Here is a 26,071-nt window from a genome sequence, read left to right as displayed (position 1 = left end):
GCACGAGGGGGAACTCTGGCGACGCAACGTGGAAACCGCGTGTACTCCGGCTGAATCCGGGCTGCTGCCCGCAGGAACGACAGGCGCGGGCCGTCCCGGCAGGTGAGACGGGGTCAGCAGAGGGTCGGGACGTCGCCGCCGGGGCGCAGGGTGATGGTGACGCCGGCGGGGAGGCCGCGGATCCAGGGGGTGGTGAGGGCGGCGAGGGCGTCCGGGTCGGGCGGGGTGCGGCCGAGGCCGACGGCCAGGTGGGTGGTGGGGCCGGTGGCGTACGGGTGCGGCCAGGCGTGGGCGTCGGTGACGCCCGCGTCGTCGAGGGCGGCGACCAGGGCCCGGATCCGGCCGCGGACCTGGCCGAGCAGGGCGTCGAGCGCGTCGGGGCCGTCGCCGCGGAGCGTGAGCACCGCCCAGGCCGCGTGCCGCCGGTGCAGGGGCGGCGGAGTGAGCAGCGCGTCGGTGGCGTCGTCGCCGGTTTCGAGGATCTCCCAGGCGCGGTAGAGCTCGTGGCCGAGCAGGTCGCGCCCGCCGTCGGTGACCTGCTCGGTGCAGGAGCGGACGGGGGCGGTCGGGGTGGCGACGGTCACCGGCCCCGCCGGGGCGGTGGCGGGCGGGCCGACCGGCTCGCGCCAGTCCCACGCCGCCCAGCTGCCGAAGAAGTGGTGCAGCAGGTCGGCGCCGTCGAGGTCCGGCGCGTCGACGACCGTCCGGGCCGCCAGGACCGACCAGGCGAGGCCGGGCAGGCCGCCGAACGGCGCCGAGTCCAGTCCGCGGGCCTTCGCCCACGCCTTGACCTCGCGCGCCAGTGCGGCGAACGCCGCGTGGCGCGGGCCGACCGCGGCCAGCAGCGCGTCCGCGTCGGACACGGCGCTCAGCGCCACCGCCGCCGCCCCGCCGAGCTCGGCCCGGCGGGCGACCGCCTCGGCGGGGTCGAGCGTCCCGGTGGCCACGACCGCCAGGTCGACGGCGAGACCGTCGACGTCGAAGCGCAGCCCCGGCACCCGGGCGCCGACCACCTGCCGCAGCCGGACGGCCCGCGGCAGTGCCGCCGCCACCCGCGCCGCGAGCGCCGCCGGATCGGGTTCGCCCGGCAGCGCGGCCACCAGGTCGAGGTCGGCGCCGGGCAGCGCGCAGCCCGTCCGCCGCGAGCCGACGAGGTGCAGCACGCCCTCGGCGAATGCCTCGGCCAGCCGCCGCGTGACACGGCCGGCGAGCGCGTCCGACGCACCGGGTGCGCGTGCGGTATCCGGTGTGCGTGCGGCGTCCGGTGCGCCGGGCACGGGTCCGGGCAGGGACGTGGCGGGTTCGGGCAGCCAGCGGAGTTCGCCGGTGCCGAGGGCGAGGACGGCGCGCGGCCGCATCGGCTCCTCGCCGCGCCGCGAGAGCAGCACCAGCTCGCCGACCGGCACCTCGGCGGCGGGAAGCCGCGCCGCGCACTCGGCGGCGAACCGGTGCGGGTCCCCGGTGCGGCCCAGGCTCAGGTGCGGGGTGAAGCCCTCGGAGCGCCCCCGGCAGCGCGGGAAGCGGTCCAGCAGCGCCCGGTGCAGGGCCTGCCACGGGCCGGCGCCGTCCGCGGCCGGGTCGAGCCACACGGTGGAGTCGCCGCGGTGCCGGAAGCTGCGCACCCCGGCGAGCCGGGCGGTGAACGGGGCCACCCCGGCGGCAGCCTCCGCGAGCAGCGGCGCGGCCGCCTCGAACTCGGACTCCGGCACGAAGCCGTACAGCACGTTGACGTGCGGCGGCCAGCGGTGGATCTGCGGGTCGTGCTCGGCGCGGACCGCCTGGACCGCGGGCCACAGCGCGTCCGGCGGCAGCCAGGCGAGCGCGGTGCGCACCGACGGCGCGACGTCGAAGACGCCGCCCGGTACGGCGCCGCCGGGGCCCAGATCGACCTGCACACCGTAATGGTCCGACGGGTGGAGGCCGTCCGCGTCCGGGCGGTCGCCGAGCAGCACGGCGGTGCGGGCCTGCGGGCCGCCGGGCCGCAGCAGGACGCGGTCCAGCCGGGAGGCCCGGCCGGAGAGCGAGGAGACGGCGGCCAACGGATTGGCTGCCGGGTCGAAGGTGGGGGTGTCGTCGCCGGCGCCGTGCACGGCGCTCCAGGCGTCCTGCAGCCCGAGCAGCGCGGCCGGGCCGTCCGGACCGCCGCGGCCGTCGTTGAAGTCGCCGGCCAGCACCAGGTCCCCCTCGACACCGGCCAGGCCCTCGGCGATCCGGGCCAGTTCGGCCCGCCGACGGGCCGGTCCGTCCTCCGTGTGGTCACTGGTCAGGTGGGTGGCGGCGACGGTGAGCGGACCGCTGCCGGTGTCGACGACGACCGCGGCGAGCGCCTTGTGCGGGCCCAGCCGGTGCCGGCCCGCCTCCAGCACGGGCAGCCGGCTGAGCAGCAGCAGCCCGCACTCGGGCACGTCCCGCCCGCGCGGATCGGTGCCGACCGTCCAGCCCTCCCGCAGCCACGGCTCGCGCAGCAGCAGCTCGACCAGGGCCGGCTCGACCTCCTGCAGGGCGACCACGTCCGCGTCCGTTCGCCGCAGCGCGGCGAGCAGCAGCGGACGGCGGCGCGCGGTGTCGATCCGCTCGCCGTCGTAGCGGTCCCACAGGGTGTTCCAGGTGACCACGCGGACGGCGTCCCGGCCCGGCGACCCGGTCGGGTGCCCGGCCGGGGTGCTCGGGTGTCCGGCCGGGGTGCTCGGCGTCCAGGCGGTGCCGTCCCAGGCGTGCGGGGTGCGGGCGGTGAAGAACGGGGCGTGCAGCCGCCGCCCGTCGCCGGCCCGGCCGGCCCCGGAGGTGTCCAGCCGGTCCACCCCGGCGGCCCGGTCCCACACGGTCTCGCCGTCCGCCTCCACCGACATCACCCGGTGCCACGGAACGTCCCCGCCCGGCGCGAAACCGTCCAGCGGGACGCGCTTGGGCCCGGCCCCGCGCTGCTGGACGACGAGGACGAACCGGGACGGGTCGAACCGGGCGTCCCACCGCACCCGGTGGTAGATCTGCTCGCTGGTGCGCATCAGGAGTCCTCCCCGCCGATCGTGCCCGCCGTGTCCTCGACCGTGCCCGACCCGCCCACGTACCGGGTGCGGTGCGCCTCACCGGCGTACGGCGGCCCGAAGCGGCGCAGCTGCGTGGCGAGCACCCCGGCCGGCACCGGGTGCGGCCGCACCCCGTTGCGCCGCGCCAGCTCCTCCTCGTCGACCAGGAACACCACCTGGGTCACCAGCGCGTCGCGGCGCTGCGCGACGCCCAGGGCGAGCGAGCGCTGCTGCCGGTTGAGCGAGGTGGCGTCCCACACCACGGTCCCGCCGCGGGCGAGCGCGGCGTCCAGCCGGTCCAGGCCCTCGCGCAGCACGTCCGCGTTGGCCCGCTGGTCGCCGCGGTCACCGCGCTCCTCGCGCAGCCCGTCCAGCGAGACCCGCTCCGCCACCCCTGGCAGGTCGGCGCAGAAGACGCTCTTGCCGCTGCCGGACGGGCCGACCAACTGCACCAGCTGCGGGAAGCCGCCCGAGCGCCACCGCCAGGTCGCCGCCACCGCGTCGTCCACGCCGCTCACCCGGCCGAGTGCGAACGCCTCCCGGGCCTCGGCCCAGCAGCGGTCGGCGGCGTCCGGGGCGAGGCCGGCAAGCGCCGAACGCAGGCCGGTCCGCAGCTCGGCGAGCGGGGCCTCACCGAGCAGACCGGCGTCCTCGGCGTGCGCCGCCGACCACTCGACCTGCTCGCGGGCGTCCGCCGCCTCCCCGTCGGTCAGGCTGGCCGTCACGGCGGCGGCCACCGCGTGCAGCACGCCGAGATCCGCCGCCGCGGCCAGCCGCACCAGGCCCGCCCGGCGGTCCTCGTCGGGGTACGGCCGCCGCAGCACCGGGTGCAGGCCGACCAGGTCCGCGACCCGGCGGGCGAGCGGCATCCCGAGCGGAGCGGCGAGCCGCGCGGCCAGCCCGGCCCGATTGCTGCCCGGCAGCGCCGCCGCCAGCACCCCGGCCAACCGGGCGTCACCGCGCCGGCCGAGCCCGTCGAGACGGGCCGTCAGGTCCTCCACCGCCGCCTCGGCGGCCGGCGCCCGCTCCGGGTCCAGCCCGGCGGCCGCCAGCACGGCCGGCAGCTCGACGGGACCGCCCGAACGCACCGCCCACAGGGCGGCCGCCGGGCCGAGCCCGTTCGGCACGACGGCGGCGTGCATCCAGTGGGTGTCGGTCTGCACGTGCTGCGGCCGCACCCACTTCGCGACCCGCAGCCCGAAGTCCTCGCGGGGGAAACCCTCGGCCGTCCGGACCACGTACCCCTCGACCCGCGCGGTGTCCAGCCGCAGCGCGCGCAGGGCCTTCTCGTCGAAGACCCCGCGCCACAGCACCCGCGGCGCGGGGACGCCGAGCCGGCGCAGGAAGCGCACCGTCTCGTCCCAGCCCAGGCAGCGGTCCGCGTCGTCCCAGACCGAGAACCCGTAGAACCAGCCGTCCAGGCAGTGGTAGGCGAGCGAGTGACGGGCGAACAGGTTCTCCCCGCACACCCGCCACCCGGCCGGCACCGCCGGACCGATCCGGCCCTGCAGGCCCTTCACCCAGGCCCGGGACGGATGGTGGCCCGAATCCAGCGAACGGGCGTGCAGACCGTCCCGGTAGAGCGTGGTGTTCTCGCCGTCGAACTTCTCGGTGACCACGACCTCCCGGCCGCGCAACCCCTCCAGCCCGCCCGAGCGGACATCGTCCGCCGACGCACCCGGGGACCAGGGCAGGTGCGGCGTCCGCGGGTAGGACACGCGCATGGTTCGCTCCTGACCAGGGGTGACGGGGACCCGGCCACTCTAGGAGGCCGCTCCGACCTCCTCCAGCCAATTTCCGCCCGCCGCGCTGCCGGTCGACCCCGTACCGACGTCGCACCGCCCCGGAACCGGACCGGAACCGGACCGGAGCCCGGACCGGGCACGGGGCGACACGCCGCCGCGTCAGCGGTGGAGCGCCCAGGCGACCAGCACGCCGCCCGCCGCGTACGCCGCACCCATCGCCGCCCTCAGGCACAAGGCCCGCAGCAGGCGCCGACCCCGGCGGTCGCGGGGCCGGTCCGGTGCGGGACCGGCAGTCGTAGACTCCATCGCGGAGCCCTCCTGTTCTCTCGGTGAGCGGTTCCGAACAGGAGCTCCCGGCAGAGCGGCCAAGCAGCGTCGGGAGCTCCTTTGCGTTCTCGCACGAGGCTAAGCGGGAGGATCGGGGCCCGTCATCTCTACCCAGCGGTAACTGCGCTCCGCCGCAATGCCCTTCGCATCCCCGAATCGCCGCAGGTCAGCGTCGGTGCGGTCACGTAGGCGGGCCCCGCGCCGAACGTGGCGCTGTTCCGGACGACACCGCACACCTGCGCGCCGGCAGAGGCCAGGGCTTCCGCACGTGGGCGGGGATCGTGTTGACGCAGTCCGTCCTGGTCCCGATCAGCCGTCACATCCCGGGGGAGGCTTGGCCCTGAAAGAAGACCCGGTCGCCATCCGCCGGACCCGCGCGAAGCGCGCCACCAGGTCGGCCGGTGAAAGTGGGGGGTGGGTCACGGCATCGAACCGCCAGGGCCCGCACCACTCACCGGGGCCTGGCCGGCCCACCCCCCATGGCCGCGAGTCCCTCACGACCTCCGTCCGGCGTGTATGTCCCGAACCGTAGACCGAGCCGCCGACAACGGCGCCCACCCACGCGACCGAAACCCGGTTGCACCGGACCGGATGATGAGGGACGTGATCACTGAAGAGCGGGCCGTGGCGCTGGTCGAGGCGCTCCTGGCACAACAGCGGCAGCAGAACCCGTGGCTGGCACGGCTGTCCGGGCTCGCCGTCTCGGGTGTGGGAGAGCACGAGCTCTGCTGGGTCGTCAGCTGGCAATCCCTGGACTACCTCCGCAGCGGCAACTTCAGCGACCTGCTGGTGGGCCACGGGCCGTACCTCGTCGACCGGTTGGACGGGAGCATCCACTACCTCACCTGGACGGGCCGCGTCGACGGCTCCTGGGAGCGGCCCTACCTCGAACACGTCAGGGGGGTTCCGGCCGAGCAACCACGAGACCTGGTGGCCGATGGCGTCGCGGCGCTCGTGCGGTCCGACGGCACGGTTGCGGCGATGCGCCACCTGCGCCGCCAAGCGCCCGCACTGCGGCTGCAGCAGGCGAAGGCCTACGTCGCGGCCGTCCGCGACGGCCGGGAGCCGCCGGAGGACCTGGCCGCGCTCACCCGCCGGCCGGTCGCCGAGCCGACCGTCGCCGTCCACACCGTCGCCGGGCCGGACCGGTAGGAGGACTGGATGACGGGAACCTGGGACGAGGCCCGGCTGATTGCGGACGGGTTCGAGCGAGTGCACGTCGAGCACGAGTGGTACAGCGGGCCGCGGGCGGGTGCCGCCGGTGTCGACGGTGAGCCGCACTACTTCCGGAGCGACGACTTCGGCGAGGGCGACGAGGTCGATGCGTACTGGGTCTGGCCGGCGAGCGGGGCTGCCATGGCGCTGGAACGCGAGCAGTGGGCGATCTTCGTCCGGTGGAACGCCCGTTACGAGGTGGGCGCGGCCGACGGGGGCAGCCATCCCGGGAGCGGCGGGGTCGACGGGCGGTACGACGAGCTGGAGCGCCTCCTCGCGCCGCACCGTCAGACGCCGTCCGGTGCCCGTTGCCTGCTGGGGGAGTTGCGGTTCGACGACGGCGCGCGCTACCGGCCGGACGGGACGGACTGCTGGTTCCGGTGGCGGCCGGGGCCCGTACATGCGGTCGAGCTGCCGGGGGAGCGCTGATGTCGATCTTCGTCACCTGGCTGCTGCTAGCCGAGGACGGGGACGCAGCCGCGCCGCTGGTCTACCGGGGCTCGCACGCCAACCCGGCGGACGATGACCCCCGTGGCGGCTGGGTCGAGGTCGCGGCCATACCCGACCACTGCCATCCGGCGGTGCGATGGCAGGTCGCGCCGCCGGAGGGCCTGCCGGTCGAGTACCTGCGGCTGTCGGTCGGTCAGGTCGCGGATCCCTCCTCGGGCTGTGGGCCGGGGTGGGCGACGGTGGTCCTCGACCGGGCGCAGGTGGAGGAGCTCCACGAGACCCTGGGCGCGTGGTTGACCGCGGAGGGGCAGTAGGGGCGGCCCGAATGTCCGGGCACCGGCGTGACGGGGTCCGACTCCCCGGGGCGGGGAAGCCGGGGGTGGTGACGGAGCGGCGGATAATGGGTGGTGCCGCAGGTGGGCGGCGTGCGGGGCAGGGATCGGCGGAGAGGTGGAGGACGGATGGCCCTGGAGGCGGGACGACGCGTCAGGCTGGCGCTGGACCTGGGGATCGGCGCCGCGGTGGTGGGGGAGTTCGGCGAATCGGTGGGGTTCCTGTCGCTGGGCGCCGGGATCGAGGGCACCGTGCAGCAGGTCGACGGCGAGCTCCCGGAGAGCGAGGAGGTCCGCGAGTACCAGCGGCTCAGCGCGCTGCTGGAGGACTACGGCCACACCATGCCGGTGGCGAGCCGGGAACGCCTGGAGGCCGAGATCGCCACGCTGGAACCCGAATGGGCGGCCCACCAGGAGCGCGGCCAGCGTGTCACCGTCCGGGTCCGCTGGGACAACGGCTTCGTCCTCGACGGCGCGCACCAGGACGTCCTCGTCCCGCTGCAGGAGTGACGCCCACGCGGCCACGGGAACCACGGGAACGGACGATCGGCTGACGCGAGCCCGGCCGGCGGCCACACTGGTGATCGATTCGATGATCCGGACGAGGGGGACCAGGTGACCACGAACGCCGACGCGCCGGGGCCGGGGCGCAGGGGCCGCAGCCGTACGGTGTGGCTCGCGATCGGCTCCGCCGCCACGTTGCTCGCCGTCTTCGCGGCGGGCCTCGCCGTCGGCAGCGGCACGGGGACCGGCGACGGCAGCGGCGGGAAGCAGCCTGCGAGCCGGGCCGATGTGTACCGGGAGGGCTACCTGGTGGGGCTGAAGAACGCGGGGTCGGGCGACATCGTCACCGTCGTGGCTGCCCACAAGAGTTGCAGCCAGGCCTTCTACCAGGGCCCCTACGAGGACGAGTTCCTGGGCGGCTGCCTCGCCGGGGCGCAGCACCTGACACCGTTCCCGCCGCCGGCGAAGTGACCGCGGCCCGCCCGCCCGGGCCGCGCGTGGGCGGTGTCGCGCGGCGGCGTTCGCGTCGGCCCCGGCCTGCCGGACCCTGTTGCTGCGGCGGCTGTCGGGATGGACAGGACGAGTGGTCCCGCCGGCACACAGAGGCCGCCCGCCACGGTGCCCAGCAGCACGACGGTCGGGGCGGCGCCGGTCGCGCGGGGGACCGCGTTGAGCGGCGCGCTCAGGACGGTGGCCGGGGCCAGGAGGATCCACTGGGGTTCACCGGCGCACCGTCACCACGGTGGTGCGGCTGCACGCGCCCGGGCGGAACAGTGTGGGGACGCGTCGTGCGGGGGTCTGTCAGGGAATCGTAAACGTCGTATAAAGTCGGTGGCGGAGTGCCGGGAAGCCTGGTCGGCGAACAAGGGACAGATCTCTTCTTCGCCAGGGGTTTTCATGGTGCTCGTTGCTGTTTTCGGGGTCGCGCTGCTGGTCGCGGTCCTGCTGTCGGGGCTGGCGGCCCGTACGGTGCTGTCCACGTCGCTGCTGTTCCTGGCGGCGGGGGCGCTGGCCGGTGACGGCTTCCTGGGCCTGGTGCACATCGACGCGCACGACCCGATCGTGACCGCCACGGCCGACCTCGCCCTGTTCACGGTGCTGTTCACCGACGGCATGCACCTGGCGTTCCCCGCGCTGCGCGCCGCGTGGCGGCATCCGGCGCGCGCCCTGGGCCTGGGCATGCCGCTGGCGTTCGCCGGCATGGCCGTGGTCACCCACTACCTGGTCGGCCTCGACTGGACGACATCGTTCCTGGTCGGCGCGGTGCTGGCCCCCACCGACCCGGTCTTCGCCTCCGCGATCGTGGGCCGCAAGGAGGTCCCGGCCCGGCTGCGGCAGCTGTTGAACGTCGAGTCCGGACTCAACGACGGCCTCGCCCTGCCCGTCGTCCTCGTCCTGATCGCCGCCGCCGGCCCCACCGCCGCGGGCACCGAGTCCTCCCTGACGGTGATCGGCGCGGAACTGGTCGGCGGCCTGCTGCTGGGAGTGGCCGTCCCGCTGCTCCTGACCCTGCTGCTGCGCCTGCCGGGCCTGGGCGCGGAGGCGAAGTTGCAGCCGCTGCTGCCGCTCGCCGCCGGGACCGTCCTGTACGCCGCCTGCCACCTCACCCACGCCAACCCCTACCTGGCGGCGTTCGGCGCCGGCGCCGTCCTCGCCGCGGTCGCACCGCAACCCAAGCGGGCGTTCGAACCGTTGGGCGAGGCCCTCGCCGAACTCGCCAAGTTCGCCGCCCTGCTGGTCTTCGGCGCGCTGCTCACCCCGCGGCTGTTCGCCGGCCTGTCGGTCGGCGGGTACGCGGCCGTGGTGCTGGCGATCGTCCTGATCCGACCCGCCTCGCTGCTGCTGTCGCTGGTGCGCTCGCGGATCGACCGGCGCGAGCGGCTGGTCGCCGCGTGGTTCGGCCCCAAGGGCTTCGCGTCCGTGGTCTACGGGCTGCTGGTGCTGCAGGCCGGCATCCCGCAGGGCGAGCAGGCCTACACCCTGATCGCGGTCTGCATCGCCGCCTCGATCGTGCTGCACTCCAGCTCGGACGTGCCCGTCGCCCGCCTCTTCGACATCGACGCCCCCGATGCCGACACCCCCGGAATCGTTCCCGGGCCTGCACACGGGGCACCGGGCGCCGACCGCGCTGCCGTCCCGACGGCCGGCACTCCCGCAGCCACCGCCGACAACTGAAACCACCGCCCTGCCTGTCGGCCGCCGGGGACAGCCCGGCGGCCGGCCCGCCCCGACGACCGAGGAGACCCTAAGTTGCGTGCCCGCGACCTCGCCGAGCCCTACCCGATCATCGGCCTGGACGACCAGGCCCTGGATGCCGCCCGGCTGCTCGCCGAGCGGCGCCTGCCCGGGGTGCTGGTCGTCGACGACGCCGGACTGCCGAAGGCGGTGCTGCCCGCCTCGCAACTGGTGCGCCTGCTCGTCCCCGGCTACGTCCTGGAGGACCCGTCGCTGGCGGCGGTGATCGACGAGGCGCACGCCGACCGGATGTGCGCGGCACTGGAGGGCCTGCGGGTGCGCGACTGCCTCCCCAGGGACGTCCCGCCGCCGGTGACGGCCGACGCGGACGACACTGCGGTGGAGGTCGCCGCGCTGATGGCCGGCAGCCGCACTCCGCTGGTCGCCGTCCTCGAACGCCGGCCTGCCGGCACCCCCCGGCTGTGCGGCGCCGTCACCGCAGCGAACCTGCTCAAGCACCTGCTGGAGGCCGCCCGATGAGCAACTGGCAGGCCTGGGCGGCCCTCGCGGTGTTCGCCGCCGTCTACGTCCTGATCGTCACCGAATGGGTCCACCGGGTCGCCGCCGCCCTCGGCGGCGCCGCCCTGATGCTGGCCATCGGCGCCACCGACGACCGTGCGGCGTTCTTCTCCACCGACACCGGCATCGACTGGAACGTCGTCTTCCTGCTGCTCGGCATGATGATGATCGTCGGCGTGCTGCGGCGTACCGGCGTCTTCGAGTACCTGGCCATCTGGTCCGTGAAGCGGGCCAGGGCCAGACCGTTCCGGGTGATGGCGATGCTGGTGGTCATCACCGCGGCCGCCTCCGCGCTGCTCGACAACGTCACCACCGTGCTGCTGGTCGCCCCGGTCACCCTGCTGGTGTGCGACCGGCTCGCGCTGAAGGCCGCGCCGTTCCTGATCGCCGAGGTGTTCGCCTCCAACATCGGCGGCACCGCGACCCTGGTCGGCGACCCGCCGAACATCATCATCGCCAGCCGCGCCGGCCTCACCTTCAACGACTTCCTCGTCCACCTCGCCCCGCTCGCCGCGCTGCTGACCGTCGTCCTGCTGGGGATGTGCCGCTTCCTGTTCCGCGACGCCTTCCGCTACGACGAGGACCGGGCGGCGGAGGTCATGGCGCTCGACGAGCGCGAGACGATCCGCGACCCGCGCCTGCTCGTCCAGGGCCTCGCCGTCCTGGCCCTGGTCGTCGCCGGGTTCGTCCTCCACCCCGTCGTGCACTACGCCCCGTCCGTGGTCGCCCTGCTCGGCGCCGGCCTGCTCGTCGCCGTATCCAAGGTCGAGGCCAAGGACGCCCTCGCCGACGTCGAATGGCCCACCCTCGCCTTCTTCGCCGGACTGTTCGTCATGGTCGGCGCCCTCATCGAGACCGGCATCATCGAAACGGTCTCCGAGGCCCTCGCCGACGCCACCGGCGGCAACCCGCTCGCCGCCACCATGACCATGCTCGGCGGCTCCGCCGTGCTCTCCGCCATCGTCGACAACATCCCCTACGTCGCCACCATGGCCCCCATCACCGCCGACCTCGCCCACACCGTCGGCGACACCCACGGCCACGTCCTGTGGTGGGCCCTCGCCCTCGGCGCCGACCTCGGTGGCAACGCCACCGCCATCGGAGCCTCCGCCAACGTCGTCGTCCTCGGCATCGCCGAACGCAACCGCCAACCCATCAGCTTCTGGACCTTCACCCGCTACGGCATCCCCGTCACCGCCGCCACCATCGCCATCTCCGCCCTCTACCTCTGGCTGCGCTACTTCGCCCTCACCTGACCCCGGCCCCTCCACGCCCGCCGAAGGGAACACCATCCCCGCAAGCCTGGTCCTGACCGTCCTCAGCGGTCCGGCCGGGTCCTGATGCGACGTCGCCGACGGGGTCAGGCGCGCTGATCGGTGCGCGCGTGGGTGGCGAGGAGGTCGGTGAAGGCGGTGGTGAGGCGGTCGGGGCGGGTGCGGGTGTAGGCGGCGAGGGTGCGCCGGACCGGGGGGTCGGGGCGGAGCAGGACGCCGTCGGAGTGGGGCGGCACGATGGTGGCGGGGACGAGCGCGGGGCCGAGCCCGGCGGCGGCCAACAGGGGTGCGGCGGAGGTCTGTTCGGCCCGGATCGCGGCGACGGGGTGGAAGCCGGCGGCCGCGCAGGCCTGGTCGAGGACCTCGGCGAGGCCGTTGTCCGGCGCGTAGTGGACCCAGGCGCGGTCGGCCAGTTCGGCGAGCGGGACGGTGCGGTAGGGGGAGGCGGCGAGCGGGTCGTCGGCCGGCAGGACGAGGACGAACTCCTCGACGCCGAGCTCGCGGATCGGCCCGTCCCAGCCGTCCGGCACCGGTCCGACGGCGAGGTCGGCGGCGCCCGCGGCCATGGCCCCGCGCAGCCGGTCGCCGTGCGGGTACTCGCGCAGCCGGATCCGGACCCCGGGGTGCTCGCGGCGCCATGCGCGCAGGACGGGCGGCAGGATGCCGAGGCTGATCGAGTACACGGTGCCGATCTCCAGCTCGCCGTCCTCCAACCCGCTCGCCCGGCGGGCCGCGGCGTGCAGGCGCTCGGTCTCGGCGAGGGCGGCGCGGGCGTGGGGGAGGACGGCGCGTCCGAGCGGGGTGGGGCGGACGGTGCGCGGCAGCCGCTCCAGCAGCGGGCCGCCGAGTGCGGCCTCCAGCGCCCGGATCTGGTGGGAGAGCGCGGGCTGGGTGACGTACAGCCGCTCGGCGGCGCGGGTGAACGACCCGGTGTCGACGACGGTGACCAGGTACTCGAACTGCCGCAGGGTCGTCATGACCACAGTTTATCGTTCCGATAGAAGCCATGCCTTGGACTCATGGGCGGATGCCGGGCGAGGGTGGAGGAGCGGTCGGCGCGGAGCAGGTTCCGCCGACCGGACCCCCTCCCACACCAAGGAGTCACCCATGTCTGCATCCTCCCCGCTGGCGGGCCGCCGGCTGGTCGTCGTCGGCGCGGGCTCGCGCACGGGCCGGGCGGTCGCGCTCGCCGCGTCCGCCGCCGGCGCCCGGCTCGTCCTGGCCGGGCCCGACCCGCGCAAGCTCGAGTGGACCGCCGGCGAACTCGCCGGCGAGGCCGAGGTCCTGCCGCTCGACCTGACGGACGAGCGGTCGATCGCCGAACTCGCCGCGAAGGTCGGCGGCTTCGACCACCTGGTCTCGACCGCCGCGATGCCCGCGAACGGCCCGGTGGCCGAGCTCGACGCGGACGCGGTGCGCCGCGCCTTCGACGCGAAGGTGATCGGCCCGCTGCTGCTCGCCAAGCACCTGGCGGGACGGGTCGACGGAGCCGGCACGTTCACCTTCTTCTCCGGCGTGGCGGCGTGGCGGCCGGCCCCCGCCCGCACCGTGATGGCCACCACCAACGGCGCGCTCGCGTTCCTCGTCCAGGCGCTCGCCGTGGAGCTCGCCCCGATCCGGGTGAACGCCGTCTCCCCGGGCATCGTCGACACCGGCTCCTGGGACGGCCTCGGCGCCGACAAGGCCGCGTTCCTGCGCGGCGTCGCCGAACGCAACCCGGCCCGGCGCGTCGGCGCCACCGAGGACCTGGTGAAGGCCGTGCTGTACGCGATCGACAACCAGTACGTCACCGGCACCGTCCTGCACGTCGACGGCGGCGGCCGCCTCGCCTGACCGCGGCCGTCACGCAGCCCGGCGCCGACCGCCGAGGTCCGACCGCGCCGACTACGCTGTGCGGCATGCTCGTTGCCGCCGCCGTCTGTCCCGACCTGCCGTCACTCGCCGGTGCGCCGGACGGGGACGCGACGGCGGCGCCGGAGCGGCTGCGCGCGGCCTGTGCGGAGGCGGTGACCGCCGTCCTCGCCGCGGCACCCGACCTGGTGGCCGTCGTCGCACCGGGGCCGCGGACCCTGCTGCATCCGGACGGCCGGGCGGGCGGCCTGCCGACCTCGTCGGGCGTCGGCGTCGGTGCGGCGCTGCTGCGCCGGGCGGGCTGGAACGGTCCGGTCCGCGCCTACGAGGTGGACGACGACCGGTCCTGGCCCGCCAACGGCGAGGACGGGGTCCACCTGGCCGGATGGGCGGACCGGGTCGTGCTCCTGGCCCTGGGGAACGGTCCGACCCGGCGCGACACCGACCGGACCACCGGCCCCGACCCGCGGGTCGCCGGGCTCGACGCCGGCATCGCCGCCGCACTGGCCTGCGGCGACGCGGACGGCTGGTTTCCCGACCTGGACGCGGACCTGGCCCGCGAGCTCGGGGTGTCGGGCCGCTCGCCCTGGCAACTGCTGGACGGCGCCGACGAGGACCTGACGACCCACCGGCTGCTCCACACCGCGACCGTGGACGGGACCAGCTGCTTCGTGGCGGTCTGGACCTGGTAACGATGGGCGTCGAGGGGCTTGACCGGCTGCCGCGCGGCGTATCACGCTGAGCCGCCCGGGGAACCGCCGGAGGTCCCATCCTCCCTGTTCGTGACAGCGAGTTGACCGTTCATCGGATACCTCCAAGGAAACCCCGGCCTTCAGGCCGGGGAGTATTGGATTTCCTGCGGAGCGGGGTAAGGGGCTGTGTTTCGCCGCCAGGCGGACCGCGGTGCTCTGACCCGCGGGTTTGATCATTACAAGCAGTCGCGCTAGTGTCCTGCGCCTCAAATCATGAGGGTGAGTTTTGCTCTGATGTCGGGCCTGGCGGGTTGATCTTGGTGAGGTAGTCGGCGAGGGATTTGAGGATCTCGTCGGCGGTCTTGGTCCAGGTGAAGGGCCGGGGGTTGTCGTTCCAGGTGTTGATCCAGGCCCTGATGTCGTTCTCGAGGGCCGTGACGGAGGTGTGGACGCCGCGGCGGAGGAGCTTGTCGGTGAGCAGGCCGAACCAGCGCTCGACCTGGTTGAGCCAGGATGAGCCGGTCGGGGTGAAGTGGACGTGGAACCGGGGGTGCTTCGCGAGCCAGGTGCGGATCTCGGCGGTGTTGTGGGTGGCGTAGTTGTCGCACACCACGTGGACGTCGAGTTCTCGCGGCACGGCCTTGTCTATCGTGACCAGGAACTTCTTGAACTCGATGGCGCGGTGGCGGCGGTGGAGTTCACTGATGACGGTGCCGTCGGCGATGTTGAAGGCGGCGAACAGGCTGGTGATGCCGTGCCGCAGGTAGTCGTGGGTGCGGCGCTCGGGCATGCCGGGCATCATCGGCAGCACCGGCTGGGAGCGGTCCAGCGCCTGGATCTGGGACTTCTCGTCCACGCAGAGCACGACCGCCCGCTCGGGCGGGTTGTGGTAGAGCCCGACCACATCGACGACCTTGTCCACGAACTGCGGATCGGTGGACAGCTTGAAAGAATCCTGCAGGTGGGGCTTGAGGTCGAACCTCTTCCAGATCCGCCCGACGGTCGACTTCGACAGCCCCGTACGGGCGGCCATCGAGGCCCTGGACCAGTGCGTGTCGTTGCCCGGCGCGGACTCCAGCGTTGCCACGACGACGTCCTCGACCTGGTCGAGCAGGATCGACGGCGGGCGGCCCGGACGGGGCTCATCCTGCAGCCCATCGAGGCGCTTGGCGATGAAGCGGGCCCGCCAACGCTCCACCGTCGACTCGTCGACACCCAGGTCCATCGCGGCCTGCCTGTTCGTCCCGCCCTCCGCACACCGCAGCACAATCCTGGCCCGCAAGGCCAGATACTGCGCGGTCTTCGCCCGCCTCGCCCACCGCGTCAACTGGTCCCGCTCGGCATCGCTCAACACCAGGTCGGCCTTCGGCCGGCCAATGCGGCCCGCGTCCTGCAGACCGGCCAGCCCCTCGGCCGCGAACTTGCGACGCCACTTGCCCACCGTCTTGGCCTGAACGCCAACATGGTTCGCAGCGGCGGCATTCGACATGCCATCAGCGCACGCCAGGATGATCCGGGCCCGCTCGGCAGCCCTCCGGTCCCACGACGCCACTCGACGTACCAACTCGGCACGCTCGTCCTCGGACAACGTGATCGACACGGCAGAAGGCCCAGGATGCGACACCCGAAAAGAGTAGCAACTTACCCGCGTGATTTGCGGCGCAGGACACTAGTTTGTGAGCGTGGCCACGAACCACGTGAAGCGGGCGTTCAAGTACCGCTTCTATCCGACCGATGCGCAGGCAGCCGAGCTGTCGCGCACGTTCGGGTGTGTGCGCAAGGTCTACAACATGGCGTTGCAGGCCCGCACCGAAGCGTGGACGCTGCGTCAGGAGCGGGTGAACTACAACGCGACGTCGGCGATGCTGACGGCGTGGAAGAAGACCGAGGATCTGGCCTACCTGTCCGAGGTCTCCTCGGTTCCGTTGCAGCAGACGCTTCGGCACTTGCAGGGGGCGTTCACCAACTTCTGGGTCAAGCGGGCGAAGTACCCGACGTTCAAGTCCCGGAAGAAGTCCCGGAAGTCCGCCGAGTACACCAGCTCCGCGTTCCGCTACCGGGACGGCAGCCTCACGCTGGCGAAGATGGCCGAGCCGCTGGACATCGTGTGGTCGCGGCCTCTGCCGGATGGCGCGGTCCCGTCCACGGTGACCGTGTCGCAGGACAGCGCGGGCCGCTGGTTCGTCTCCCTGCTGTGCGAGGACCGGCCCGCGATGCCGGCCCCGGTGAACCCGGCCGTCGGCATCGACGCCGGGATCACCGGCCTGGTGACGCTCTCCACCGGGGAGAAGATCAACAACCCCAAGCACGAGCGAGCCGACCGCGAGCAGTTGGCCAAGGCCCAGCGGGAACTTGCCCGCAAGGCCAAGGGCAGCGCGAACCGGGACAAGGCCCGGCTCAAGGTCGCCCGCGTCCACGCCCGCATCGCCGACCGGCGCAGGGACTTCCTGCACAAGCTCACCACCCGACTCATCCGTGAGAACCAAACGGTCGTGATCGAGGATCTGACGGTCCGCAACATGCTCAAGAACCGCACGCTGTCCCGAGCCATCTCGGACGCGAGCTGGACTGAGCTGCGGTCCATGCTGGAGTACAAGGCCCAGTGGTACGGACGCGAGGTGATCACCGTTGACCGGTGGTTCCCCAGCTCCAAGCTGTGCTCGGCCTGCGGCACCTTGCAGGGCAAGATGCCGCTCAACGTCCGGACGTGGACGTGCGCCTGCGGGACGACCCACGACCGGGACGTGAACGCGGCGAAGAACATACTGGCCGCCGGGCTGGCGGCAGCAGCCTGTGGAGACGGTGTCAGACCTCAACGGAGCACTCCGGGCGGGCAGTCGTCGATGAAGCAGGAAGTAGTCCCACCGCCGCGCTCACGCGCAGCGGCTCAGCCGCGAGGCTGAGGGGAATCCCCGGCCTTCAGGCCGGGGAGGATGTCAAGCAGCGTTCCCTCTTCCTGCGCGCCGCCGCCACGGCCGCCGCGGTGGGCCTGGTGTCCGCCCCGGCTGCGGGCCCGGCGTCCGCCACGGGCGGCACGTACACCGTGCACCTGCGGCAGACCCTGCCGCTGACCGCGACCGCCGCCGACGGCGAGAACTGCCCCGGGATCCCGTCCGACACGGACGGCTGGCACTTCGTCCTGCCCACCAACGACGCGCACTTCGTCAAGCTCACCGTCTCGTTCGAGCCGGGCGGCCAACAGGTGCTGACCACGTTCGGCCCGCCGAGCGACAAGCACGCGTACGTCGCGTCGGCGCCGGGCGCCAGGCTCACCGCCGCGCTCGCCGAGGTGAGCGGGGGCCACCTGGACCTGTTCAACCTCTCGCACACCTGCGCCGCGACCGGCTCCGGCAGCTCGCCGTCGCCCTCCCCGTCGCCGTCCGGCTCACCCAGCCCGTCGCCCTCGCCCTCGGCCTCGCCCTCGCCGAGCGGCTCGGCGTCCGCCTCGCCCTCGCCGAGCCCGTCCGGCTCCGCGACGACGTCCCCCTCGCCGAGCGGCGGTCCGTCGCCGAGCGGCTCCGTCGGAAGCTCCGGCAGCCCGTCGCCGAGCGCCTCCGGCCCGGCCGGCACGGTGCCGAGCCCCACGCCCGCGGTCGGCCCGAGCGCCGGCGGCCTGGCGTTCACCGGCGCCGACGTCGCGGGCATCGTGGTGACCGGCGCGTCCCTGATCGGCGTCGGCGCCGTGCTGCTGATCCGCCGGCGCAAGGCGGCCGACGAGCGGGAGTAGCCGACGGGGGTGGCGGGGTCACCTGGTGGCCGCCGCCACCCACGTCCCGTCGGGGCGGTGGGTGCTGAGCTCGCCGTAGGCCGACAGGGCGCCGGCCGGGTCGCCGGGGGCGTCGCGCAGGACGGCGTCCAGGAAAGCGAGGGTCGCCCCGGCGACGGTGCGCGGGCTCCCGGTGCGGCCCAGGGTGCCGACGACCGGCGGCACGGGCGGCAGGTACAGCGGGCCGTCCATGAACGTGAGGTGCGCGGCGCCGGGGACGGTGAGCCGGTAGCTCGTCGCGGTGTCGGCGCCGAGCGCCTCGGTGAGGCGGGGCAGGTAGCGCGGGTCGGTGGCCGAGGTGATGTCCTGGGTGAGCGCGAGGGCCGGGCGGTCCAGGGCGGGCGAGACGGGGCCGTGGGGGTAGCCGTCCAGGTCGACGACGGCGCGGAAGCGGTGGTCCTGCCGGGCCGCCTGCAGGGCCGCGGCGCCGCCCATGGAGTGGCCGGTCACCGCCGCCCGGCCGGTGTCCAGGCGCCCGGTCAGCGGGTCGGCGCCCTTGCCGCGGTCCAGGCCGTCGAGCCGGGTGAGGACGAAGGAGAGGTCGGCGGCGCGGATCGCCGTCCAGCCGGCCGCGAGCTCCTCGTCCCCGTCCCGGTCGCCGCTGGAGGCGGTCGCGGTGGTGACCGTCCGGCCGTCGGCGAGGACCACGGCGGCGGAGTCGTACGGGTGGTCGAGGGCGGCGACCAGGTAGCCGTGGCTGGCCAGTTCCTCGGCCCAGGCGGTGTTCTGGGTGCGCACACCGCCCGACCCGGGGGAGAACAGGACGACGGGGAACCGCCCGCCCCGGCCGTCCACCGGGGCGTCGAAGACGGCACGGGAGCGGGCCCGCGGCACACCGTCGACCAGGAAGCCGGGCAGGCCGACCCCGTGGGCGAGCGCGGCGGAGACGGTGCGCGCCTCCTGCTCGGTGCGTCCGAGGTACTGCGCCCGCTCGACGCCCGCCGGGCTCGGCTGCGCGGGGTACCAGAGCTGGACCACGACGGTGCGCCGGTCGTCCGGGTCGGCGGTGAAGCTCTCGGGGCGGCCGGGATCGGTCCACTGCACCACGCGGGTGCCGACCGCGAACTCCCCCGACGGCTCGGGGAACACCGGCACCGGGAACGCCCAGGCGGCCACCGGGCCCGTGGCGATCAGGCCGACACAGGCCAGCGATCCGGGCAGGGCCAGCCACCAGCGGGCCCGCCACGGTGCCCGACCGGTACGCCGCCGCAGCAGCGGAGCGAGCGCGAACGGCAACGCGAGGGCCGCGCCCGCCAGCACGGGCAGCAGCTGCCAGCGGATCCCGGCCGTCAGGCCCAGGGTGAGCACGGACAGCAGCAGGACCGTCCCCGCCGCGAGCACGGCGTGCGGGCGGGCGGCGGGGGGAAGCCAGCGCGCCACCACCAGGGAGGCGGCAGCCAGCAGGGCGAGGATTTCCAGGGGGGACATCGGCAGTCCCAGATGCATCTCGGTCACTCGGCCATCGTCGGCGCCGGGGACGCGTCGCCACATCGCCCCCGGGTCGCGGTCGTGTGCACCCGGGGACGCAACCCGCGGACGGCTCCCGTGCCACCGGGGCAGCAGTCGCGGGCACCGCGCAGGCCGCAGCATTGCGACTGCGGGAGGTGGTGGGACTCCTCCTGCGGTCGTACCTCGGCGCGGTGTGATCACCCGGAGGACTCATGCGAGCCGCGCGGCCCGCCACCTACCGTGACAGGGCGGCGGTGCGCGCCGGGCCTCGCGAGGCGTCCACGCCCCGGGCCCGGTGCGGACCGGGTGCAACGCGCCGCCGACCCCGACCGGGGCCGGCGGGTCACCGAACCGACAGGGGGCGGACGATGACCGAGGCGGCCTCCGGGCCAGCGGCCCGCACGGCACGCGCGGTGCGCTCCGCCCGAGCGGTGCGCGCGCTGCCGGCGGTGACGGCCGCCCGGCGGCGGGCCCGGCGGCTGCCGCCGCTGGTGGCCGAGTCGGTGCTGCCGGTGCTGCTCCTGCTCGACGTCGTGGCCGCGTACCCGCCGCACGAACTGCCGGCGCCCCTCGCCCTCACCGCCGCCCTCGCGCTGCCCCTGCTGTGGCGGCGCCGGGCCCCGCTCGCGGTGTTCGGCGCGGTGGCGGCCGCGGCGCTCGTCCAGTGGCTCGCCGGTATCCAACTCCCGGCGGACGCCGCCCTGCTGGTGGCCCTCCACACGGTGGCCGCGCACTCGAGCCGGCGCGTCACCCTCGCCGCCGGTGCCGTCGTGGAGGCGGGGGTCCTGCTGGCCTGTCTGCGCTGGGCGACGGACGGCGCCTTCCTGACCCCGTTCGTCGCCGTCACCGCGACGGTCGTCGCCGCCGCCGTCCTCGGCGTGAACGTCCGCACCACCCGCGCCTACCTCGCCGCCGAACAGGAACGGGCCCGACGCCTGGAACTGGAACAGGAACACCTGGCCCGACTGGCCGTCGCAGAGGAGCGGACCCGGATCACCCGGGAGATGCACGACATCGTCACCCACAACCTGTCCGTCATGGTCGCGCTCACCGACGCCGCCCTCGCCACCCAGCACCGCGCGCCCGACCGGACCACCGCCGCGATGGTCCAGGTCGCCGAGACCGGCCGGCAGGCCCTCACCGACATGCGGCGCACGCTGGGCGTCCTGCGGGCCGACGAGCCCGACGCCGAGCGCCACCCGCTGCCCGGCATCGCCCAACTGGGCACCCTCGCCGAGCAGATGGGCGCCGCCGGGCTCCCGACCAGCCTCGACGTCCACGGCGACCACACCCACCTGCCCGCCACCGCCCAACTCACCGTCTACCGCCTGGTACAGGAAGCCTTGACCAACGCCCTCAAGCACACGCCCGCCGGCACCCGGGCGACCGTCCTGATCCGTTGCACCGCCGGCACCGTCACCGTGGATGTCACCGACACCGGCCCCCGCCCGCCGCGCACCACCACCGCCGGCACCGCCACCGCCACCGCCGGCACCGGCAACCCGGCCGGGCACGGCATCACCGGCATGCGGGAGCGAGCCACCGCCTACGGCGGGACGCTGCAGGCCGGACCGCTCCCCGGCGGCGGCTGGGGAGTCCGCACCCGCCTCCTCCTCGGCAGCGGCGGAGCGACGGCCGCATGACCGTCCGCATCCTGATCGCCGACGACGAAGCACTCCTGCGCATGGCCTTCGGCACCGTCCTGGAGGCCCAGCCCGACATGGCACCCGTCGGCGAGGCCGCCGACGGCGACCAGGCCGTACGCCTCGCACGGGAGCTGCGCCCCGACGTCGTCCTGATGGACGTCCGGATGCCCGGGACGGACGGGATCGAGGCGACCCGACAGGTCGTCGAGGTCTCCCCGCAGAGCAGAGTGCTGATCCTCACCACCTTCGACCTGGACGAGTACGCGTTCGCCGGACTCCGCGCCGGAGCCTCCGGCTTCCTGCTGAAGAACACCAGGCCGGAGGAGTTCCTCGGCGCGATCCGCAGCGTCGCGGCGGGTGACGCGGTGGTCTCCCCACGGATCACCCGGCTCCTGCTGGACAACCTCCGCCCGCACATCCCCGGCGGCGGGGACACCGGCACCGCCGCCCGCGACGCGCGGCTGCGCCGGCTCAGCACCCGCGAACGCGAGGTGCTCGTCCAGGTGGGCCGCGGCCTGTCCAACACCGAGATCGCGGCCGTCCTGCACCTCGCCGAGGCGACCGTCAAGTCCCACCTGGGGCGGATCCTCCACAAGCTCGAACTCCGCGACCGGATCCACGCCGTCGTCTTCGCCTACGAGAGCCGCCTCGTCCACCCGGCCTGACGGCACGTCCGAGCCGTCCCGCGGCGGGGCGGCCGCGGGACGGCGACGGTCCGGACGGTCAGAAGCCGACGGCGACCTCCATCCACTGCGGGTTGCGCATCGAGGTGTACGCGGCCTGGCCGGCCACGTCGTCGTACGGGAAGCCGTACGCCAGGCGGTCGATGCCGTGGTCGTGCCAGTACTTGGCGTACCAGTTGGCCGGCTCGCCGCCGGTGTAGAACCTGCTCGGGTCCTGCTGCTGGGCGGCCGGCAGGTCGGCGGTGTGGCGGTTGAGCGCCGCGCACATCGTCGGGTTGCCCGCCATGGTGCCCGCGCAGCCGAAGATGTCGGACGTGGAATCGCTGACGCCCACCGCGGCGGCGTACGCCCTGAAGTAGTCGGCGTTGGCGCCGCCGGTGCGGAAGCTCGGGTCGCTGCCGGGCGCGATGATCCGGTACGGGGCCTGGGTCTGCGCCAGCACCTTGAACTTCGCCGGCACCGCGTCCTGGAAGGACTGGAACACCTGGGCCCGGCTCATCGTGAACAGGTCCTGGCTGTCGCCGAGCTTGATGTCCGTGCCGTCGTGGGAGTGCACCCGGATCGCGAGCGGCAGGCCCCAGGCGTCCACCCGGGTGGTGTTGCCGTCGAAGGAGGCGGCGCCGATGGTGAACTCGATGAAGTCGTAGTACTGGCCGGTCGGCGAGCCGACGTAGAAGTACATCCGGCCCGAGGAGTTCGCCGGCATGTCGAAGTACGGCTGCTCGGCGACGGAGTGGGTCTGGCCGTTGAAGCTCCAGAAGACCTGGCTGTCCGGGTAGGCGCCGTTGGTCCGGTTGAGGATCTTCAGTTCCATGACGTTCTTCGCGGCCGGGATGTCACTGGTCGTCCCCCAGAAGGGGTCGTCCGGCGGCGGCGTGGTGGGCGGGGTGGTGGTGCCGTTGGGCAGTCGGACGGCGAACTCGTAGAGCGAGTAGCCGTACGGGGTGGCGCGCTGGGTGCCGTACACGCGGACGTAGCGGCCGGTGCCGTTGACGGTGAGGTTCTGCGTGCCGCCGGTGGAGGTCGTGGTGGCGTAGACGTCGGTCCACGCCGTGCCGTCGGCGGACACCTGGATGCGGTACGCCGTGGCGTAGGCCGCCTCCCAGGTGAGGCCGATGCCGCAGACCGGCAGCGGGGCGCCGAGGTCGACCTGGAGCCACTGCGGGTCGCCGAAGGCGCTGGACCAGCGGGTGCCGGTGCTGCCGTCGACCGCGGCGGAGGCCGGGGTGCCCGCGTTCTCGGTGGTGGAGGCGGTGGCCGGACGGTTCAGGGCAGCGTCGGCGGTCCCGCAGGCGGGCGGGTCGACGGGACCGCCGTAGACCTGGAACTCCCAGAGCGAGACGCCCCATTGGGTGGCCCGCTGGGTGGTGTAGAGCCGGACGTAGCGGCCGGTGCCGTTGACGGCGAGCGTCTGCGTGCCGCCGGTGCCGGTGGCGGTCGAGTAGACGTCGGTCCAGGTGGTGCCGTCACCGGAGGTCTGGATCCGGAAGGCCTTGGCGTACGCCGTCTCCCAGGTGAGCGTGACCTGGGAGACCGTCCGGGTCGAGCCGAGGTCGACCTGGAGCCACTGGGGGTCGGCGGCTGCGCTGGACCAGCGGGTGCCGGTGTCGCCGTCGACCGCGGCCGAGGCGGGCGTGCCCGCGTTCTCGGTGGAGGACGCGGTGACGGGCCGGCCCTGGGAGAGCAGGGCGCCGGCCGCGCTGGCGGGGTGCTGCGCGGTGACGACGGACGCCAGCCCCGCGAGCAGGGCGATCAGCAGACCGAGGATCAGGTACGGCCGGCCGCTGCCGTGCGGCCCGGGCCGTCGGCGCGCCGGTGGGGGAGTGCTGCCTGGCATGGTGTTCTCCTCAAGCGGGTGGGGACTCGTGACGGAGACTCAGCAAGCTTCGGGAGAGAGCGCTCTCCGGCGTGATGCTCGCAAGGCACCGCCGAGGCGTCAAGAGGTTGCCCGGCTGTGGAAATTGAGCCCGACATGCCTTCGGGTCTTGAACAGGAATCCTGGCCTTGTCGGTTCCGGAGTTCCGGAACTCGTTCACTTCATTGACGTGAGCGCAACCGCGTCGTAATCATCGCTGCGTGGAGAGAGCGCTCTCACGCCCCCACATCCCCCAGAGGCCCCCACCCAGGAGACGCTGTGACTGCCAGGCCCCCGCGTAGCACCCTCGCCGCACCACCCCGCTCCCTGATCTTCGCGTTCGTCGCCGTCCTGATCGCGACGTTCGCCCTCGCCGTCGGCCAGGCCCCCGCCCGGGCCGAGGGCACCCTGCTGTCGCAGGGCCGGCCCGTCACCGCGTCCTCCACCGAGAACGCGGGCACGCCCGCCTCGGCCGCGGTCGACGGCAATACCGGCACCCGCTGGTCCAGCGCGGCCGCCGACCCCCAGTGGCTCCAGGTCGACCTCGGCGCCACCGCCACCGTCAGCTCCGTCGTCATCACCTGGGAGACGGCGTACGCCAAGGCCTTCCGGATCCAGACCTCCGGTGACGGCACCACCTGGACCGACGTCTACTCGACCGCCACCGGCACCGGCGGCACGCAGACGCTCGCCGTCAACGGCACCGGCCGCTACGTCCGGCTCTACACCACCCAGCGGGCCACCCAATGGGGCGTCTCGCTCTGGGAGTTCCAGGTGTACGGCACGGCGGGCACCGGGACCGGAACCTGCTCGACCACCAACGCCGCGCTGAACAAGTCCGCCACCGCCTCCTCCGCGGAGAACGCCGGCACGCCGGCCTCCGCCGCGGTCGACGGCAACGCCGGCACCCGCTGGTCGTCCGCCGCCGCCGACCCGCAGTGGCTCCAGGTCGACCTCGGCTCCTCGCAGAACGTCTGCGGCGTCCAACTGTCCTGGGAGACCGCGTACGCCAAGGCCTACCAGATCCAGGTCTCGGCGGACGGCGCCACCTGGAGCACCGTCTACTCGACGGCGGACGGCCGCGGCGCGACCGAGCTGATCACCCTCGCCGGCACCGGCCGGTACATCCGGGTGTACGGCACCCAGCGCGCCACCCAGTACGGTTACTCGCTCTGGGAGTTCCAGGTCTTCACCGGCGGCGGGGGCGGCAACCCGGGCGGCGGCAGGACCCTGCTGTCGTACGGCAAGCCCGGCACCGCCTCGACCTACCAGGACAGCGGCAACTGCGCGGGCTGCACACCCGCCAAGGCCTTCGACGAGGACCCGGCCACCCGCTGGGCGACCAGCGACGTCAACGGCTGGGTCGACCCGGGCTGGATCGCGGTCGACCTGGGCGCGACCGCCCACGTCACCCAGGTGGTGCTGCAGTGGGACCCGGCGTACGCGACCGCGTACCAGATCCAGGTCTCCCCGGACGGCGCCAACTGGACCAGCATCTACTCCACCACCACCGGCAAGGGCTTCAAGGAGACCCTCGACGTCGACGGCACCGGGCGGTACGTGCGGATGTACGGCACCGCGCGCAGCAACGGCTACGGCTACTCGCTGTGGACCTTCGACGTGTACGGCACCGGCGGCAACCCCACCCCGCCGCCCGCCCTGCCGCCGGCCCCGGCCAACCCCCCGCGCCTGGTGTGGAGCGACGAGTTCAACGGCCCCGCGGGCGGCAAGCCGGACGCGGCCAAGTGGACCCAGGACCCCGGCAACGGCCAGAACGGCGAGCTGGAGCTCTACACCAACGGCGACAACACCAACCTGGACGGCAACGGCAACCTCGTCATCGAGGCCCGCCGGGAGGCCAACGGCCAGTACACCTCCGGCCGGATCAACACCCACGGGCACCTGGACTTCACCTACGGCCACGTCGAGGCCCGGATCAAGGTCAGCGGCACCCAGGGCCTGTGGCCCGCCTTCTGGATGCTCGGCTCGAACTTCAAGTCCGGCACCCCGTGGCCGAACTGCGGCGAGATCGACATCATGGAGCACGTCGGCAAGGTCGCGGACTCGGTGTACTCCACCCTGCACGCCCCGGCCTACTTCGGCGGAGGCGGCTACGGCTCCCCGTACACCCTGGCCGGCTCGGACTTCGCCTCCGACTTCCACACCTACGCCGTGGACTGGGACGCCACCCACATGACGTTCGCGGTGGACGGCCACAGCTTCTTCACCGTCGACCGCGCGACGCTGGAGCGGACCCGCGGCCCGTGGGTGTACGACCACCCGTTCTACATCATCTTGAACAACGCCGTCGGCGGTGACTGGCCCGGCAACCCCGACGCCACCACCGTCCTGCCGCAGAAGATGATCGTCGACTACGTCCGCGTCTCGCAGTGACCCCCGGCGCCCGGGGCCGGTCCGTCCGGCCCCGGGCTGCCGACGGGCATCGTGCCGGACGCCGGGGCCACTTCACCGGGGCTCCCTCTTCGCCGACGCCGGCGAAGA

The 26,071-nt window shown here is 74.0% G+C and carries 22 protein-coding genes; 15 read left to right on the top strand and 7 right to left on the bottom strand.

What is annotated here, in order from left to right:
• Positions 1–113 precede the first annotated feature (113 nt).
• From ABEB06_RS01275 to ABEB06_RS01265, 3 genes are all read right to left on the bottom strand, one after another.
• The gene (locus ABEB06_RS01275; protein ID WP_345694875.1) at positions 114–3,005 is read right to left on the bottom strand and encodes a poly(A) polymerase; all 2,892 of its coding nucleotides are present in this window, start codon (positions 3,003–3,005) and stop codon (positions 114–116) included.
• A complete protein-coding gene (locus ABEB06_RS01270) occupies positions 3,005–4,750 on the bottom strand; it encodes an RNA ligase family protein (protein WP_345694874.1) in 1,746 nt (581 codons plus the stop codon). The genes ABEB06_RS01275 and ABEB06_RS01270 overlap by 1 nt, the downstream gene beginning before the upstream one ends.
• 180 nt (positions 4,751–4,930) lie before the next feature.
• Entirely contained in the window at positions 4,931–5,077 is a 147-nt protein-coding gene (locus ABEB06_RS01265; RefSeq protein ID WP_345694873.1) for a hypothetical protein, read from the bottom strand.
• Positions 5,078–5,692: 615 nt separating this feature from the next.
• Between ABEB06_RS01265 and ABEB06_RS01260 the strand changes: the two genes are divergently transcribed.
• The 8 genes from ABEB06_RS01260 to ABEB06_RS01225 all read left to right on the top strand — a co-directional run bounded on the left by ABEB06_RS01260 (position 5,693) and on the right by ABEB06_RS01225 (position 11,609).
• Positions 5,693–6,250 carry a YrhB domain-containing protein gene (locus ABEB06_RS01260; protein WP_345701711.1) on the top strand — a complete coding sequence of 186 codons (558 nt, stop codon included), beginning with the start codon at positions 5,693–5,695 and terminating at the stop codon, positions 6,248–6,250.
• Between the two features lie 9 nt (positions 6,251–6,259).
• Positions 6,260–6,742, top strand: coding sequence for a hypothetical protein (locus ABEB06_RS01255; protein WP_345694872.1), 483 nt, complete (start codon positions 6,260–6,262; stop codon positions 6,740–6,742).
• On the top strand, positions 6,742–7,077 hold the full coding sequence (locus ABEB06_RS01250) for a hypothetical protein (RefSeq protein WP_345694871.1): 336 nt from the start codon (positions 6,742–6,744) through the stop codon (positions 7,075–7,077). The genes ABEB06_RS01255 and ABEB06_RS01250 overlap by 1 nt, the downstream gene beginning before the upstream one ends.
• Positions 7,078–7,224: 147 nt before the next feature.
• A complete protein-coding gene (locus tag ABEB06_RS01245) occupies positions 7,225–7,605 on the top strand; it encodes a hypothetical protein (RefSeq protein WP_345694870.1) in 381 nt (126 codons plus the stop codon).
• Between the two features lie 105 nt (positions 7,606–7,710).
• Positions 7,711–8,070: a hypothetical protein gene (locus ABEB06_RS01240; RefSeq protein WP_345694869.1), complete on the top strand. Its 360-nt coding sequence runs from the start codon at positions 7,711–7,713 to the stop codon at positions 8,068–8,070.
• A 426-nt stretch (positions 8,071–8,496) separates the two neighbouring features.
• Positions 8,497–9,774, top strand: a complete 1,278-nt coding sequence (locus tag ABEB06_RS01235; RefSeq protein WP_345694868.1) for a cation:proton antiporter — start codon at positions 8,497–8,499, stop codon at positions 9,772–9,774.
• A gap of 75 nt (positions 9,775–9,849) precedes the next feature.
• Entirely contained in the window at positions 9,850–10,314 is a 465-nt protein-coding gene (locus tag ABEB06_RS01230) for a CBS domain-containing protein (RefSeq protein WP_345694867.1), read from the top strand.
• Complete coding sequence (locus ABEB06_RS01225; protein ID WP_345694866.1) at positions 10,311–11,609, top strand: ArsB/NhaD family transporter; 1,299 nt, start codon at positions 10,311–10,313, stop codon at positions 11,607–11,609. The genes ABEB06_RS01230 and ABEB06_RS01225 overlap by 4 nt, the downstream gene beginning before the upstream one ends.
• 104 nt (positions 11,610–11,713) lie before the next feature.
• Here the strand turns inward: ABEB06_RS01225 and ABEB06_RS01220 are convergent, their stop codons facing one another.
• Positions 11,714–12,604: a LysR family transcriptional regulator gene (locus ABEB06_RS01220; RefSeq protein ID WP_345694865.1), complete on the bottom strand. Its 891-nt coding sequence runs from the start codon at positions 12,602–12,604 to the stop codon at positions 11,714–11,716.
• A 130-nt stretch (positions 12,605–12,734) separates the two neighbouring features.
• Here ABEB06_RS01220 and ABEB06_RS01215 point away from each other — a divergent pair, with 130 nt between their 5' ends.
• Positions 12,735–13,460, top strand: a complete 726-nt coding sequence (locus ABEB06_RS01215; protein ID WP_345694864.1) for an SDR family oxidoreductase — start codon at positions 12,735–12,737, stop codon at positions 13,458–13,460.
• A gap of 65 nt (positions 13,461–13,525) precedes the next feature.
• Positions 13,526–14,170 carry a class III extradiol ring-cleavage dioxygenase family protein gene (locus ABEB06_RS01210; RefSeq protein WP_345694863.1) on the top strand — a complete coding sequence of 215 codons (645 nt, stop codon included), beginning with the start codon at positions 13,526–13,528 and terminating at the stop codon, positions 14,168–14,170.
• Positions 14,171–14,441: 271 nt separating this feature from the next.
• Here the strand turns inward: ABEB06_RS01210 and ABEB06_RS01205 are convergent, their stop codons facing one another.
• Positions 14,442–15,770 carry an IS630 family transposase gene (locus ABEB06_RS01205; protein ID WP_345694862.1) on the bottom strand — a complete coding sequence of 443 codons (1,329 nt, stop codon included), beginning with the start codon at positions 15,768–15,770 and terminating at the stop codon, positions 14,442–14,444.
• 82 nt (positions 15,771–15,852) lie between these two features.
• Here ABEB06_RS01205 and ABEB06_RS01200 point away from each other — a divergent pair, with 82 nt between their 5' ends.
• Positions 15,853–17,073, top strand: coding sequence for an RNA-guided endonuclease InsQ/TnpB family protein (locus ABEB06_RS01200; protein ID WP_345694861.1), 1,221 nt, complete (start codon positions 15,853–15,855; stop codon positions 17,071–17,073).
• 89 nt (positions 17,074–17,162) lie between these two features.
• Positions 17,163–17,897 carry a hypothetical protein gene (locus ABEB06_RS01195; protein WP_345694860.1) on the top strand — a complete coding sequence of 245 codons (735 nt, stop codon included), beginning with the start codon at positions 17,163–17,165 and terminating at the stop codon, positions 17,895–17,897.
• Positions 17,898–17,915: 18 nt separating this feature from the next.
• Here ABEB06_RS01195 and ABEB06_RS01190 read toward each other — a convergent pair whose 3' ends face one another.
• A complete protein-coding gene (locus ABEB06_RS01190) occupies positions 17,916–19,427 on the bottom strand; it encodes an alpha/beta hydrolase family protein (protein ID WP_425559563.1) in 1,512 nt (503 codons plus the stop codon).
• 371 nt (positions 19,428–19,798) lie between these two features.
• Between ABEB06_RS01190 and ABEB06_RS01185 the strand changes: the two genes are divergently transcribed.
• Both ABEB06_RS01185 and ABEB06_RS01180 read left to right on the top strand, forming a co-directional pair.
• Complete coding sequence (locus ABEB06_RS01185) at positions 19,799–21,028, top strand: sensor histidine kinase (RefSeq protein ID WP_345694858.1); 1,230 nt, start codon at positions 19,799–19,801, stop codon at positions 21,026–21,028.
• A complete protein-coding gene (locus ABEB06_RS01180) occupies positions 21,025–21,696 on the top strand; it encodes a response regulator (RefSeq protein ID WP_345694857.1) in 672 nt (223 codons plus the stop codon). Before ABEB06_RS01185 ends, ABEB06_RS01180 begins: the two co-directional genes overlap by 4 nt.
• Before the next feature lie 58 nt (positions 21,697–21,754).
• On the opposite strand, the gene ABEB06_RS01175 is transcribed toward ABEB06_RS01180, so the two are convergent.
• A complete protein-coding gene (locus ABEB06_RS01175) occupies positions 21,755–23,551 on the bottom strand; it encodes a discoidin domain-containing protein (protein ID WP_345694856.1) in 1,797 nt (598 codons plus the stop codon).
• Between the two features lie 348 nt (positions 23,552–23,899).
• On the opposite strand from ABEB06_RS01175, the gene ABEB06_RS01170 reads away from it, so the two are divergent.
• The gene (locus ABEB06_RS01170; protein ID WP_425559754.1) at positions 23,900–25,963 is read left to right on the top strand and encodes a discoidin domain-containing protein; all 2,064 of its coding nucleotides are present in this window, start codon (positions 23,900–23,902) and stop codon (positions 25,961–25,963) included.
• Positions 25,964–26,071: the final 108 nt, after the last annotated feature.

Source organism: Kitasatospora terrestris (genome assembly GCF_039542905.1).
In the GTDB taxonomy this organism is placed as follows: domain Bacteria; phylum Actinomycetota; class Actinomycetes; order Streptomycetales; family Streptomycetaceae; genus Kitasatospora; species Kitasatospora terrestris.
The sequence above is the reverse complement of the archived record's forward strand: the minus strand, read 5'-3'. Positions and strand labels throughout refer to the sequence as shown.